Source organism: Staphylococcus sp. HMSC068C09 (assembly GCF_001813735.1).
In the GTDB taxonomy this organism is placed as follows: domain Bacteria; phylum Bacillota; class Bacilli; order Staphylococcales; family Staphylococcaceae; genus Staphylococcus; species Staphylococcus hominis.
In genome coordinates this window covers 50171-63891 of sequence record NZ_KV813745.1, presented here as the reverse complement: position 1 = coordinate 63891, position 13721 = coordinate 50171, and the positions used below count along the sequence as shown (strand labels likewise).

11 protein-coding genes are annotated in these 13721 nt (G+C 32.7%); 9 read left to right on the top strand and 2 right to left on the bottom strand.

All coding sequences use genetic code 11. From position 1 onward, the window contains the following. Positions 1–174 precede the first annotated feature (174 nt). Complete coding sequence (locus HMPREF2930_RS02320) at positions 175–1545, bottom strand: MocR-like pyridoxine biosynthesis transcription factor PdxR (RefSeq protein ID WP_017175297.1); 1371 nt, start codon at positions 1543–1545, stop codon at positions 175–177. Positions 1546–1640: 95 nt separating this feature from the next. Between HMPREF2930_RS02320 and pdxS the strand changes: the two genes are divergently transcribed. Both pdxS and pdxT read left to right on the top strand, forming a co-directional pair. Then, positions 1641–2528 (top strand): pyridoxal 5'-phosphate synthase lyase subunit PdxS, encoded by an 888-nt coding sequence (gene pdxS, locus HMPREF2930_RS02315; RefSeq protein WP_017175298.1) that lies wholly within the window; start codon positions 1641–1643, stop codon positions 2526–2528. Positions 2529–2531: 3 nt separating this feature from the next. Further along, the gene (gene pdxT, locus HMPREF2930_RS02310; RefSeq protein WP_017175299.1) at positions 2532–3086 is read left to right on the top strand and encodes a pyridoxal 5'-phosphate synthase glutaminase subunit PdxT; all 555 of its coding nucleotides are present in this window, start codon (positions 2532–2534) and stop codon (positions 3084–3086) included. Between the two features lie 36 nt (positions 3087–3122). Here pdxT and HMPREF2930_RS02305 read toward each other — a convergent pair whose 3' ends face one another. After that, complete coding sequence (locus HMPREF2930_RS02305) at positions 3123–4337, bottom strand: NupC/NupG family nucleoside CNT transporter (RefSeq protein WP_017175300.1); 1215 nt, start codon at positions 4335–4337, stop codon at positions 3123–3125. Positions 4338–4491: 154 nt separating this feature from the next. Between HMPREF2930_RS02305 and HMPREF2930_RS02300 the strand changes: the two genes are divergently transcribed. From HMPREF2930_RS02300 to gltX, 7 genes are all read left to right on the top strand, one after another. Continuing rightward, positions 4492–4953 carry a CtsR family transcriptional regulator gene (locus HMPREF2930_RS02300; RefSeq protein WP_002449017.1) on the top strand — a complete coding sequence of 154 codons (462 nt, stop codon included), beginning with the start codon at positions 4492–4494 and terminating at the stop codon, positions 4951–4953. A 31-nt stretch (positions 4954–4984) separates the two neighbouring features. After that, a complete protein-coding gene (locus HMPREF2930_RS02295) occupies positions 4985–5548 on the top strand; it encodes a UvrB/UvrC motif-containing protein (protein ID WP_017175301.1) in 564 nt (187 codons plus the stop codon). After that, the gene (locus HMPREF2930_RS02290; RefSeq protein WP_017175302.1) at positions 5541–6548 is read left to right on the top strand and encodes a protein arginine kinase; all 1008 of its coding nucleotides are present in this window, start codon (positions 5541–5543) and stop codon (positions 6546–6548) included. Before HMPREF2930_RS02295 ends, HMPREF2930_RS02290 begins: the two co-directional genes overlap by 8 nt. A 15-nt stretch (positions 6549–6563) precedes the next feature. Further along, entirely contained in the window at positions 6564–9083 is a 2520-nt protein-coding gene (locus HMPREF2930_RS02285; RefSeq protein WP_070597225.1) for an ATP-dependent Clp protease ATP-binding subunit, read from the top strand. A 133-nt stretch (positions 9084–9216) separates the two neighbouring features. Beyond that, positions 9217–10590 carry a DNA repair protein RadA gene (gene radA / locus HMPREF2930_RS02280; protein WP_017175304.1) on the top strand — a complete coding sequence of 458 codons (1374 nt, stop codon included), beginning with the start codon at positions 9217–9219 and terminating at the stop codon, positions 10588–10590. Between the two features lie 22 nt (positions 10591–10612). Further along, positions 10613–11686, top strand: coding sequence for a PIN/TRAM domain-containing protein (locus HMPREF2930_RS02275; RefSeq protein ID WP_017175305.1), 1074 nt, complete (start codon positions 10613–10615; stop codon positions 11684–11686). 277 nt (positions 11687–11963) lie between these two features. Further along, positions 11964–13418: a glutamate--tRNA ligase gene (gene gltX / locus HMPREF2930_RS02270; RefSeq protein WP_017175306.1), complete on the top strand. Its 1455-nt coding sequence runs from the start codon at positions 11964–11966 to the stop codon at positions 13416–13418. Positions 13419–13721: the final 303 nt, after the last annotated feature.

The following is a 13721-nucleotide window of genomic DNA, read 5'->3' as shown; positions in this document are numbered from 1 at the left end:
TGATATTGAGACCGTGAGGTCTCTTTTTTTATTTTAAAATATATATCTATATATAACTAATTAAAAGATGACTAAATGAATATACACTAAGGATTGCTAGCATAGTGACTTTCTTAAAAAAGTTCACGTTCAATGACTACCAATCCAAAATGAGTCAGAACTTATTTCTTCTATTTAAACAGTAAGTGCTTTAATAAGCGCATTAACATGCTTCTCTAATTTTTCTTCTGGGATACCTCCAAAGCCAATTAAGAAGGTAGGAGGTTGTGCTTTTTTGTTGCTATAAGGATAAGGCGTTAATTTAAGATTGCATTTTTTCGTTCTTTTTATGCATTCATTTAATGTTAAATTATTTTTAACTACAAGTGTGAAGTGCATTCCTGTTAGTGCGCCTTCAATTTTCAATTGTCCTTTATATGGTGTTAGTTTTTCTAAAATAAAAGTTAATTTATTTTTATATATTCTTCTCATTTTATTAAGATGACGTTCAAAGCTACCAGTTGCCATAAATTGTGCTACCATATGTTGTAGATGTACAGGCACAGTATTGCTTTCAACATATTTCATCTCTCGGAATAATTTTAGCAGTTTATTTGGTAAGACAATGTATGCCATACGACAACTTGGATAAAGCGATTTCGAAAATGTACTAATATATATTACTTTTTGTTTTTTATCTAAATTCTGTAATGCTGGAATAGGTTTTCCGAAATATCTAAATTCTGAATCATAATCATCTTCAATAATATATCGTTCTTTCTTTTGTTGTGCCCATTTTATAAGTTGTGTGCGCTTCTTTAAACTCATCACATATCCTGTTGGAAATTGATGAGATGGTGTGATATATAAAATATCATTATTTTTTTGAAAGACTTCATCGATATTAATTCCATCTTTTTCTACTCTAGCTTGTGTATAACTTATTCTATGCTTATCCAGTACATGTTTAATTGGTGGATAACTAGGTTGTTCTATAATAAATGATGAATCTTTTAATAAATCAGTGACCATATTTAATAATTGTTCAGTTGAAGAGGCAATTATGATTTGATCTGGATGACAAGATACTCCTCTACTATTAAATAAATAATGAGAAATTTGCTGTCTTAAGTTAAATTCTCCCTGAACGCTTCCTTTACTCAAAAGGGCAAGTTGATCTTCTTCAAATACTTCTTTAGCATACCTTTTAAATAAATGGCTAGGAAAATGTTCAGCATCAATTTCAGCTAAATTGAATTGATACTGATACGTATTTTTCTGTGTAGTCTTATCAGTTTCTAATATATCACTTATTTCAGGATAACTATTTGTTACTGGTAATGATTGAATTTCTGAAACATAATAACCTGAACGTGGTTTTGAGTATATAAATCCTTCATCTAAAAGTAACTGATAGGCATGCTCAATTGTAGTATGACTAAGTGATAAATGTTGACTCAACTGTCTTTTAGATGGAAATTTATCGTTTGATTCATATACACCTTCAATAATTTGTTTTTTTAGCTTTTCATATAAAGAAATATATAATGATTTTTTCTTCGTCATAAATCTGACCCCTAATTTTTTATTAAAATTGTACCTTTTTAAACATCAGTTTATATTTTAAAATGGATTTAATCAATTGAAAAGGGGTTTTATAAATGTCTAAAATTGTAGGATCTGAAAGAGTTAAACGCGGTATGGCTGAAATGCAAAAAGGCGGCGTCATTATGGATGTTGTGAATGCTGAACAAGCTAGAATCGCAGAGGAAGCTGGAGCAGTAGCAGTTATGGCCTTAGAACGCGTACCATCTGATATTAGAGCAGCTGGTGGTGTAGCACGTAGTGCCAATCCTAAAATTGTTGAAGAAGTAATGAATGCTGTTTCAATTCCAGTAATGGCTAAAGCACGTATTGGTCATATTACAGAAGCACGTGTGTTAGAAGCTATGGGTGTAGACTATATTGATGAATCTGAAGTTCTTACTCCTGCAGATGAAGAATTTCATTTAAGAAAAGATCAATTTACTGTACCGTTTGTTTGTGGTTGCCGTAATTTAGGTGAAGCAGCACGACGTATTGGCGAAGGTGCAGCGATGTTACGTACTAAAGGAGAACCTGGAACAGGTAATATTGTAGAAGCTGTACGTCACATGAGAAAAGTTAATTCTGAGGTTAGTCGTCTAACTGTAATGAATGACGATGAAATTATGACTTATGCCAAAGAATTAGGTGCACCATATAATGTATTAAAACAAATTAAAGAAGAAGGTCGTTTACCAGTAGTAAACTTTGCAGCGGGTGGTGTAGCAACACCTCAAGATGCTGCCTTAATGATGGAATTAGGTGCTGATGGGGTATTTGTGGGTTCAGGTATTTTTAAATCTGAAGCTCCAGAAAAATTTGCAAAAGCTATTGTTCAAGCTACAACTCATTATCAAGATTATGAATTAATTGGAAAATTAGCAGCTGAATTAGGAACTGCAATGAAAGGTTTAGATATAAATAAAATCTCATTAGAAGAACGTATGCAAGAGCGTGGTTGGTAATTTATGAAGATTGGTGTATTAGCGTTACAAGGTGCAGTACGTGAACATATTCGTCACATTGAATTAAGTGGTCACGAAGGTATAGCAGTTAAGAAAGTTGAACAATTAGATGAAATTGATGGTCTTATTCTCCCTGGTGGTGAATCTACAACTTTAAGAAGACTTATGGATTTATATGGCTTTAAAGAAAAATTACAACAATCTGATTTACCAATGTTTGGAACTTGCGCAGGTCTTATTGTGCTTGCAAAAGATGTAGAAGGTGAGACAGGATATCTAAAAAAATTAGATATTACTGTTGCGCGTAATTCCTTTGGTAGACAAGTAGATAGTTTTGAAGCTGAGTTAGATGTTAAAGGTATTGCAAAAGATATAGAAGGTGTCTTTATAAGAGCACCACATATTGTTAGTGTAGAAAATAATGTAGAAATATTAAGTTCTATTAGTGATAAAATAGTAGCTGTTAAGCAAGGGAAATACCTAGGGGTGTCTTTCCATCCAGAATTAACAGATGACTATCGTATAACTCAGTATTTTATTGAACATATAGTTAAATAAAAAAAGCTTGAGATTAAAGTCTCAAGCTTTTTCTTATTAAATGAAGAATCCAGCGATAGCAGCTGAAATAAATGATACAAGTGTTGCACCGAATAATAACTTAATACCAAAACGTGCTACGACATCACCTTTTTCAGAGTTAAGTGATTTAATCGCACCAGAAATGATACCAATAGAACTAAAGTTAGCAAATGAAACTAGAAATACAGACGTAATACCTTTTGCATGTTCAGAAATACCCTTCAAGCTTCCAAGTGATTGCATAGCAACAAATTCATTAGATAATAATTTTGTTGCCATCACAGAACCTGATTTAACTGCATCCTGCCAAGGAACACCTGCTAAGAAAGCAAATGGCGCAAACACAAAACCAATTAACGTTTGGAAATCCCATTTGATTGCTCCGCCAGAAATTAAACTAAAAATACCACTTACAAGGCCATTTAATAAAGCAATGATTGCAATGTAGCCAATTAACATTGCACCAACGATAACTGCTACTTTGAAACCATCTAAAATATATTCACCTAACATTTCAAAAAATGATTGTTTTTTAGTTTCTGATTCATCCACTAGCAATTTATCATCTTCTTCATTAACTGTATAAGGGTTAATAATAGAAGCAATAATGAAGCCACCAAATAAGTTTAATACAACCGCTGTAACAACGTATTTAGGTTCAATCAATGTAAAATATGCACCGATAATAGATGCAGATACAGTAGACATTGCAGAAGCAGTTAAAGTATATAAACGTTGTTTAGGTATATATGGTAATTGTTGTTTTAATGAAATAAATACTTCAGATTGGCCAAGAATCGCAGCTGCTACTGCATTATATGATTCTAAACGCCCCATACCATTAATTTTAGAGATTAAGAACCCTAACACATTAATAATCCATGGAAGAATTCTAGTATATTGTAAAATACCAATTAATGCCGAAATAAATACGATTGGTAATAAGACACTAAAGAAGAATGGTGGATTTTTTGGATCTACAAATTTAAATCCTCCAAAAACAAAATTAACCCCTTCAGCAGCTTTTTGTAACAAATAGTTAAATCCATTTGAAATACCACCGATAATTGTAATACCAGCAGTCGTTTTCAAAAGAATAAATGCGAATATAAGTTGAATAATTAATAATAATCCAACATAGTGCCAACGAACATTCTTTTTATCTGAACTAAATAAAAATGCCAGCGCTAAAAAGACAATAATCCCAATGATCCCAATAAGAATATGCATGATTCTACTCCTTTAAAATTCTCTTTATCTTATATAATACAATAAAATAATAGAAGTAACATTAATATTTTTAAATAAAAAAAACAAATTGGTTGAAAAAGGTCAAAGTTGGTCATATAATATAGTCAAAGAAGGTCAATAGGGGTGGTAAATCATGCACAACATGTCTGACATCATAGAACAATACATTAAACAATTATTTGAAGAAAGTAATGAAGATATGGTAGAAATTCAAAGAGCTAATATTGCTCAACGTTTCGATTGTGTGCCTTCTCAACTCAACTATGTTATTAAAACGAGATTTACAAATGAACATGGTTATGAAATAGAAAGTAAACGTGGTGGAGGAGGATATATCCGAATCACGAAAATTGAAAATAAAGATGCAACGGGTTATATTAATCATCTATTGCAATTAATTGGTCCTTCTATATCTCAACAGCAAGCATATTATATAATTGATGGTTTGTTAGATAAAGGATTAATTAGTGATAGAGAAGCAAGAATGATTCAAGTGATTATTGATCGTGAAACACTATCAATGGATGTTGTTTCTAGAGATATTATTAGAGCAAATATTCTCAAACGATTATTACCTATCATTAATTACTATTAATAAATAATAAAGAAATGCGAGGTGTCTATGTGTGCTTTGCGAAAATTGTCATTTAAATGAAGCAGAGGTTAAACTCACAGTAAAAAGTAAAGATGGTACCTCTGAAAAGTGGGTGTGTTCAGAATGTGCGCAAGGAGAGCAACCTTGGAATCAACAAGAACATGCTGCGTCACATTCAGAGTTTCAAGATGATATTGAAGAAGCCTTTGTAGTCAAACAAATCTTACAACATTTAGCAACTAAACACGGATTAAATTTTCATGAAGTAGCATTTCAAGAAGAAAAACGATGTCCTACATGTAATATGACATTGAAAGATATAGCTCATGTAGGTAAATTTGGATGTGCAAATTGCTATGCAGTATTTAAAGAGGATATTGTTGATATTGTAAGACGAGTACAAGGTGGACAATTTGAACATGTAGGCAAGATGCCTCGTTCTTCACATCATAAACTGGCAATAAAAAAACAAATTGAAGAAAAAACGAATTACTTAAATATATTAATTGAAAAGCAAAAATTTGAAGAAGCAGCTGTCATTAGAGATGAAATTAAAGCCTTGAAACATGAAAGCGAGATGGAGCATGATGAATGATATGGATGCACATATTAGTGAATGGATGAAAGAAACAGATGAATCTCCCATTGTAATGTCTTCGCGTATTCGTTTAGCACGTAATTTAGAAAATCATGTTCATCCTTTAATGTTTCCATCTGAACAAGCAGGTTTTAGAGTAATCAATGAAGTGCAAGATGCACTACCTAATTTATCTTTAATGCGTTTAGATACCATGGACCAACAAAGTAAGATGAAGTTAGTGGCTAAACATCTCATTAGTAAAGAATTGATTAAACAACCAGCTTCAGCGGTGTTATTAAATGACGATGAATCTTTAAGTATTATGATTAATGAAGAAGATCATATACGAATTCAAGCAATGGGTAATGATTTATCTCTGACAGATTTATATCAAAAGGCTTCAGAAATTGATGATATTCTTGATGAACAATTAGAAATTAGTTTCGATGAAGATTTAGGTTATTTAACTACTTGTCCTACAAATATTGGGACTGGAATGCGAGCAAGTGTGATGCTTCATTTACCTGGATTATCTATAATGAAACGTATGAATCGTATTGCACAAACAATTAATCGTTTTGGATTTACGATTCGAGGTATATATGGAGAGGGTTCACAAGTTTATGGTCATATTTATCAAATTTCAAATCAACTTACATTAGGTAAGACAGAAGAAGATATTATTGACCAGCTGACAGAAGTAGTTCAACAAATTATTAATGAAGAAATGCAAATTCGTGAACGTTTAACACAATATAGTGAATTAGAAACGCTTGACCGTATTTATCGTTCGTTAGGAATATTACAAAATAGCCGTATGATATCAATGGAAGAAGCGTCATATAGATTAAGTGAAATTAAGTTAGGCATAGATTTAGGATATTTAAATTTAAGTAACTTTAAGTTTAATGAATTAATGGTAAGTATCCAATCTGCGTTTTTATATAATGATGAAGATGAAAACGTATCTGTAAATGAAAAACGGGCAAATATATTAAGAAAACATACAAATTAGGAGGTTGTAAACGATATGTTATTTGGTAGATTAACTGAACGCGCACAACGTGTATTAGCACATGCACAAGAAGAAGCAATTCGTTTAAATCATTCGAACATTGGTACTGAGCACTTACTACTTGGATTAATGAAAGAACCAGAAGGTATTGCTGCTAAAGTACTTGAAAGTTTTAATATTACTGAAGATAAAGTTATTGAAGAAGTTGAAAAATTAATCGGTCATGGTCAAGAACATTCAGGTACGTTGCACTATACCCCAAGAGCTAAAAAAGTCATTGAACTATCAATGGATGAGGCAAGAAAATTGCATCATAATTTTGTAGGTACAGAACATATTTTATTAGGTTTAATTCGTGAAAATGAAGGAGTAGCAGCACGTGTATTTGCTAACTTAGATTTGAATATTACTAAAGCACGTGCACAAGTAGTGAAAGCATTAGGTAGTCCTGAAATGAATACTAAAAATGCAACTGCAAATAAATCAAACAACACTCCTACATTGGATGGACTAGCACGAGACTTAACAGTTATTGCTAAAGACGGTACGTTAGATCCAGTTGTGGGTAGAGATAAAGAAATTACACGTGTTATTGAAGTATTAAGTCGTAGAACTAAAAATAACCCTGTACTTATTGGTGAACCAGGTGTAGGTAAAACAGCCATTGCTGAAGGTCTTGCACAAGCTATTGTAAATAATGAAGTGCCAGAAACGCTAAAAAATAAACGTGTAATGTCACTAGATATGGGAACAGTCGTGGCAGGTACTAAATATCGTGGTGAATTCGAAGAACGTTTGAAAAAAGTCATGGATGAAATCCATCATGCAGGTAATGTCATTTTATTCATTGATGAATTGCATACACTAGTTGGTGCTGGTGGTGCAGAAGGTGCAATTGATGCATCTAATATTTTAAAACCAGCGTTAGCGCGTGGTGAATTACAATGCATAGGTGCAACAACATTAGATGAATATCGTAAAAACATCGAAAAAGATGCTGCATTAGAACGTCGTTTCCAACCTATTCAAGTTGATGAACCTTCTGTAGAAGATACTGTTGCTATTCTAAAAGGTTTACGTGATCGCTACGAAGCTCATCATCGTATTAATATTTCTGATGAAGCACTGGAAGCGGCTGCTAAATTAAGTAACCGTTATGTATCTGATCGTTTCCTACCAGATAAAGCAATTGATTTGATTGACGAAGCAAGTTCAAAAGTGAGACTAAAAAGTCACACAACTCCAAATAATTTAAAAGAGATTGAACAAGAAATTGAAAAAGTTAAAAATGAAAAAGATGCTGCCGTCCATGCACAAGAATTTGAAAATGCAGCTAACTTAAGAGATAAACAATCAAAACTTGAAAAACAATATGAAGATGCTAAAAATGAATGGAAGACATCTCAAGGCGGACAATCAACATCATTATCTAAAGAAGATATTGCTGAAGTTATTGCAGGATGGACAGGGATTCCATTAACTAGAATTAATGAAACAGAGTCAGATCGTTTGCTTAATTTAGAAGAAACATTACATGATCGAGTAATTGGACAAAACGATGCTGTAACTTCTATTAGTAAAGCAGTTCGTCGTGCACGTGCAGGCCTAAAAGATCCTAAACGTCCAATCGGTAGTTTCATTTTCTTAGGACCAACTGGTGTAGGTAAAACAGAACTTGCACGTGCATTAGCTGAATCAATGTTTGGTGAAGAAGACGCAATGATACGTGTTGATATGAGTGAATTTATGGAGAAACATGCTGTGAGTCGTTTAGTTGGAGCGCCTCCAGGTTATGTAGGCCATGATGATGGTGGTCAATTAACTGAAAAAGTTAGACGTAAGCCATATTCTGTTATCCTATTTGATGAAATTGAAAAAGCGCATCCAGATGTGTTTAATATCTTATTACAAGTACTTGATGATGGACATCTAACTGATACAAAAGGGCGTCAAGTTGATTTCCGTAATACTGTTATTATTATGACATCAAATGTAGGAGCACAAGAACTACAAGATCAACGTTTCGCTGGATTCGGTGGTGCATCTGAAGGACAAGATTATGAAACAATTCGTAGAACTATGATGAAAGAACTTAAAAATTCATTCCGTCCTGAGTTCTTAAACCGTGTAGATGATATTATTGTTTTCCATAAATTAACAAAAGATGAACTTAAAGAAATTGTGACTATGATGGTAAATAAATTAACAAAAGATGAACTTAAAGAAATTGTGACTATGATGGTAAATAAATTAACAAAACGTTTATCAGAACAAGATATTAATATTGTAGTTACTGATAAAGCTAAAGAAAAAATTGCCGAAGAAGGATATGATCCAGAATACGGTGCTCGTCCATTAATTAGAGCAATTCAAAAAACAGTTGAAGATAATTTAAGTGAATTGATACTTGATGGTAATCAAATTGAAGGAAAAGAAGTCACAATTGATCATGATGGTAATGAATTCAAATATGATATCCATGATAAACAAGAAAATAATATAGAAGATACAAAAGAACCAGCAACAGAAGAATAAAAAGAGCTTAAATTCAGAGTCTAGGAGTCATTAAATCCTAGACTCTTCTTTTCATTTATATATATATTTAAATTTGTCATTATAACTGGATACATATAAAATAGATATGTTCAAAAAAATCGGAGGTGCAGTTTTGGCCAAGAAAAAAGTAATTTTCGAATGTATGGCTTGTGGATATCAGTCTCCTAAATGGATGGGAAAATGTCCGAATTGTGGTGCTTGGAATCAAATGGAGGAAATTATTGAAAAGACTTCCAATCCAAAGCATGGCGTAAAAGCAAAAGAGACACAAGCAAAAGTACAGAAATTAAATAGTATTAAGCATGAGGCAACACCGAGAGTTCAAACGGACTCTAAAGAATTTAATCGTGTACTTGGTGGTGGAATTGTTAGTGGATCACTCGTACTGATTGGCGGCGACCCGGGTATTGGGAAATCTACATTATTATTACAGATTTGTGCATCGTTATCACAGAAACTTAATGTACTTTATATCACGGGTGAAGAATCACTAAATCAAACGAAATTGCGTGCAGATCGTCTAGAGGAAGACTCTAGTAATTTAAATGTACTAGCTGAAACAGATTTAGAAGTTATTCATCAAACCGTGGAACAAGAGCGCCCAGACATACTTGTTGTCGATTCAATTCAAACGATTTATCATCCTGAGATTAGTTCAGCACCTGGCTCAGTATCACAAGTTCGAGAAAGTACACAAAGTTTAATGAATATTGCAAAACAAATGAATATCGCAACTTTTATAGTAGGTCACGTAACAAAAGAAGGGCAAATTGCTGGTCCAAGACTATTAGAACATATGGTAGATACAGTTTTATACTTCGAAGGTGATGAACACCATGCTTATCGAATTCTAAGAGCAGTTAAAAATCGTTTTGGTTCAACAAATGAAATGGGTATTTTTGAAATGAAACAAAGTGGTTTGAAAGGGGTACAAAACCCTTCAGAAATGTTTTTAGAAGAACGCTCTACAAATGTTCCAGGATCAACAATTGTGGCTACTATGGAAGGCACACGACCACTATTGATTGAGGTGCAATCTCTAGTAACACCTACTACATTTAATAATCCAAGACGAATGGCCACAGGCATCGACCACAATCGACTTAGCTTACTTATGGCTGTTTTAGAGAAAAAAGAAAATTATCTTTTACAACAACAAGATGCTTACATTAAAGTAGCGGGTGGAGTGAGACTTACTGAACCGGCTGTAGATTTAAGTATTATTGTAGCGACTGCTTCAAGTTTTAAAGATAAAGCCGTAGATGGTTTGGATTGTTATATTGGTGAAGTGGGATTAACTGGTGAGGTAAGACGAGTATCGCGTATCGAGCAACGTGTACAAGAAGCGGCAAAACTAGGATTTAAGAGAGTGATTATTCCCCAAACGAATATAGGTGGATGGACATTCCCAGAAGGTGTTCAGGTCGTTGGTGTGACAACGGTACATGATGCCTTAACATATGCGTTTAGTAATCGCTCATCATAGGCATTTAAAGGGGTGATAACGTATGAAGGTATTAAAAGGAATTATTATTATAATCTACATCATTCTTGGTGCATCATTTGGAATCATGTTAATTCCAGAAATTTTAAATGATTTAGGTATGAACAACCATCCCATTTATACTAATCATTATGTTGATGGTTTAATAGGGATGATTGTATTCTTTCTAATATTTGGGTTATTTATTAATAAAGTAACACGATTACTTAAAGAAGCTGAAATTTGGATTATGCAACGTAGTGCAGTTGAAATTTTGTTTGCTACACTAGGATTAGTCGTTGGTTTATTTATTTCAGTAATGGTTTCATTTATTTTAGAAATGATAGGAAATTCTATATTAAATCACCTTGTGCCTATTATTATTACATTATTATTATGTTATTTAGGATTCCAGTTTGGTTTGAAAAAGCGTGATGAAATGCTTATGTTTTTGCCAGAAAATATAGCACGTTCAATGTCTAAAAATAATATCAGCGCCATACCTAAACTGTTAGATACAAGTGCAATTATTGATGGAAGAATTTTAGATATTATTAAATGCGGATTTATAGATGGAGAAATTCTTATTCCTCAAGGAGTTATAAATGAATTACAAGTAGTTGCAGATGCTAATGATAGTATCAAACGTGAAAAAGGACAACGTGGATTAGATATTTTAAATCAACTTTATGATTTAGACTATCCAACTCGTGTGATTCATCCTCAAAAATCTCATAGTGATATTGACAAACTGTTAGTTGAATTAGCTCAAGTTTATCATGCTCATGTCATTACAACCGATTTCAACTTGAATAAGGTATGTCATGTTCAAGGGATTACTGCATTAAATGTTAATGATTTGTCAGAAGCAATTAAACCCAATGTTCATCAAGGTGACCGACTTAATATTTTATTAACTAAAATGGGTAAAGAACCTGGCCAAGGGGTAGGATATCTAGATGATGGAACAATGGTAGTTGTAGATCATGCCAAATCTCTTATAGGTAAACAGGTTGAATTAGAAGTCATTAGTTTATTACAAACATCATCTGGTCGTATTATATTTGCTAAGACTATAGAGGAGTCCTTAAGTGAATAGAGAAAAGGGTTTCATGTGAAACGTATTCATTTATAAATTATTGTATAACATTTTTCGCTATGAGATATTGATGAGTAACGTAACAACAACAGCAATAGACTTATCAAACCAGCCAATTAATGCTACAATAATAAGGAAATGCGAAGTTGATCTAAGTATAGATTAGAAGTTAAAGTTATTCAAAAACGATTCTTTAAAGATTGTTTGGGATAACTTTTTTCTAATGAAAGAAATCATTCGCTATAAAGAATGAATAACAAAATTAGGAGTGAAACGAATGAGTGAACGCGTAAGAGTAAGATATGCGCCAAGTCCAACTGGATATTTACACATCGGAAATGCAAGAACTGCATTATTTAATTATTTATTTGCTAAACATTATGATGGAGATTTTGTAGTACGTATTGAAGATACAGATAGTAAAAGAAATCTTGAAGATGGAGAATCTTCACAATTTGATAACTTAAAATGGTTAGGCTTAGATTGGGATGAATCTATCGATAAAGACAAAGGTCATGGTCCTTATCGTCAGTCTGAACGTGCAGACATCTATAATCCACTTATTCAACAATTATTAGATGAAGATAAAGCATACAAATGTTACATGACTGAAGAAGAATTAGAAGAAGAACGTGAAGCTCAAATTGCTCGTGGAGAAATGCCACGATATGGCGGTAAACATGCACATCTAACTGAAGAACAACGTCAACAATTTGAAGCTGAAGGACGCAAACCCGCTATTCGTTTCCGTGTTCCAAAAGATAAAACATATACATTTGATGATATGGTTAAAGGAGAAATTTCTTTTGACTCTAATAATATTGGAGATTGGGTTATCGTGAAAAAAGATGGCGTCCCTACGTATAATTTCGCGGTAGCAGTAGATGATCACTATATGGAAATTTCTGATGTTATTCGTGGAGATGATCATGTATCAAATACACCTAAGCAATTAATGATTTATGAAGCATTTGGTTGGGAATCACCACGTTTTGCGCATATGTCATTAATTGTAAATGAACAACGTAAAAAATTAAGTAAACGAGATGGCCAAATTTTACAATTTATCGAGCAATATCGTGATTTAGGTTATTTACCTGAAGCGTTATTCAATTTTATTGCTTTACTAGGTTGGTCTCCTGAAGGTGAAGATGAGATCTTTTCTAAAGAAGAATTCATTAAGATTTTTGATGAACAACGTCTTTCTAAATCTCCAGCAATGTTTGATAGACAAAAATTAGCTTGGGTTAACAACCAATATATGAAAACAAAAGATACAGAAACAGTATTTGAGCTTGCTTTACCACACTTGATCAAAGCAAATTTAATTCCTGAAAATCCAAGTGAAGAAGATAGAGAATGGGGACGCAAATTAATTGGTCTTTATCAAAAAGAAATGAGTTATGCAGGAGAAATTGTTCCGTTATCAGAAATGTTCTTCCATGATATGCCTGAATTAGGTGAAGAAGAACAAGAGGTATTAAATGGCGAACAAGTTCCTGAATTAATGTCTCATTTATATGGTAAATTAGAAGCGCTTGAACCATTTGAAGCTGCTGAAATTAAAAAAACGATTAAAGAAGTACAAAAAGAAACGGGTATTAAAGGTAAACAATTATTTATGCCTATTCGTGTAGCAGTGACTGGTCAAATGCATGGTCCTGAATTACCGAATACAATTGAAGTATTAGGAAAAGAAAAAGTACTATCTCGTTTAAAAAAATATGTTTAAAACAATGTTAATATAATAAGTCAGACACACATGTTTAAACTTGAAATTTTATAAAAAACTTCTTATGATAAAATTAAACATATGTTAGTTAAAGGATTAGTAAATATACGATAATGTTGTTAGAGAGTATGCGGTTGCTGTGAGCATATCATTATCTATATCGAATGCACCTTTGAATGTTCAATTAAATATAGAAATGAGTATGATAAGGTAGACTAGTATGTTCATCAACTTACTTTATCTAAAATGAAGAGTGGAACCGTGCAATAGCGCCTCTAGCAGTTAATGTTAGGGGCGCTTTTT

What these genes read in the sequence shown, in the direction of transcription:
- gltX (WP_017175306.1), top strand. Translation starts at nt 11,964, where the DNA reads ATGAGTGAACGCGTAAGAGTAAGATATGCGCCAAGTCCAACTGGATAT.
- pdxT (WP_017175299.1), top strand. Translation starts at nt 2,532, where the DNA reads ATGAAGATTGGTGTATTAGCGTTACAAGGTGCAGTACGTGAACATATT.
- HMPREF2930_RS02285 (WP_070597225.1), top strand. Translation starts at nt 6,564, where the DNA reads ATGTTATTTGGTAGATTAACTGAACGCGCACAACGTGTATTAGCACAT.
- HMPREF2930_RS02320 (WP_017175297.1), bottom strand. Translation starts at nt 1,545, where the DNA reads ATGACGAAGAAAAAATCATTATATATTTCTTTATATGAAAAGCTAAAA.
- HMPREF2930_RS02275 (WP_017175305.1), top strand. Translation starts at nt 10,613, where the DNA reads ATGAAGGTATTAAAAGGAATTATTATTATAATCTACATCATTCTTGGT.
- HMPREF2930_RS02305 (WP_017175300.1), bottom strand. Translation starts at nt 4,337, where the DNA reads ATGCATATTCTTATTGGGATCATTGGGATTATTGTCTTTTTAGCGCTG.
- pdxS (WP_017175298.1), top strand. Translation starts at nt 1,641, where the DNA reads ATGTCTAAAATTGTAGGATCTGAAAGAGTTAAACGCGGTATGGCTGAA.
- HMPREF2930_RS02290 (WP_017175302.1), top strand. Translation starts at nt 5,541, where the DNA reads ATGAATGATATGGATGCACATATTAGTGAATGGATGAAAGAAACAGAT.
- HMPREF2930_RS02300 (WP_002449017.1), top strand. Translation starts at nt 4,492, where the DNA reads ATGCACAACATGTCTGACATCATAGAACAATACATTAAACAATTATTT.